The following is a 961-nucleotide window of genomic DNA, read 5'->3' as shown; positions in this document are numbered from 1 at the left end:
CTCCGACGGCGAGCTCCCGCGCGCGCGGGTGCGTGGGACTGAGGTCCAGGGCGACGCGGGAGGCCGAAGATGTGATCTTCGCCACTGGCGAACGCGCGTGCGCGTCGGGACGATGGGTCGTGCGGGTAGCGGGTGCGATCTGTTGTGAGAGCCGCGAACTGGGACGAACGTCCCGGTCGTAGCGCTTCGGAGGGCGCGTGCCCGCCGTCACCCACCCGGACGAGTGGGGGGTTCCCGCTCCAGGACCCCCCGTTCGGCGCATGGTGCCGACGCGCAGTCATGTCGGCTTCGACCTAGAGTGTCCCCATAGTTACCGCTTGTCCCGGAATGGGACGTTGGTACTAGTTGTCGGAAGTTCGCACGTGACACCGTGGTCACGGTGGGGGCGCAAGGGGGGTCGAGCGCGATGACGTCACCGATGCCGATGCCGCCCGGTCCAGGCCGGGCAGCGGTACCGATGACCAAGTTCCTGTCTGTCATGACGGCGGGTCACCCGACCGGTCGTCGCCACGAGGGCACCCCGGAGGTCTGACGTGTCTGCCCCCCACACCGAGAACGAGATCCTGCTGACCCCGTCCGAGGTCGCGAGCCTGTTCCGGGTCGACCCGAAGACGGTCACCCGCTGGGCGAAGTCCGGCAAGCTGTCGTCGATCCGCACGCTCGGCGGCCACCGCCGCTACCGCGAGACCGAGGTCCGCGAGCTGCTGGGCGGCATCCCCGGCCAGCGCGGCGACGACGTCTGAGTCCACCCCGGCGGCCCGGCCGGCCCGCCGCCCACGCGGCGGCGGACGGCACGGGCCGACGGCCGTCGCCGACGGCTGACGACAGCCACCCGGTGCCAGCACCGGCGCGCGCCCGCGCCGTCGTGTCCGATCCCCGCCGGTGACCCCGGCGCCGGTGGGCGCAGGATGGTGCCATGACCGAGACCACGACCGCCGCCGCGCCGCTGCTCGGCGGCGCC

At 72.7% G+C, this 961-nt stretch carries 1 protein-coding gene; it reads left to right on the top strand.

Annotation, left to right across the window (positions count from 1 at the left end):
* Nucleotides 1-533 precede the first annotated feature (533 nt).
* Entirely contained in the window at nt 534-743 is a 210-nt protein-coding gene (locus FHR04_RS20705) for a BldC family transcriptional regulator (protein ID WP_139405057.1), read from the top strand.
* Nucleotides 744-961 lie beyond the last annotated feature (218 nt).

It is taken from the genome of Deinococcus radiopugnans ATCC 19172 (assembly GCF_006335125.1).
Classification (GTDB): Bacteria; Deinococcota; Deinococci; order Deinococcales; family Deinococcaceae; genus Deinococcus; species Deinococcus radiopugnans.
Note: the sequence above shows the minus strand (reverse complement) of the source record. Positions and strands in the feature narration are given on the sequence as shown.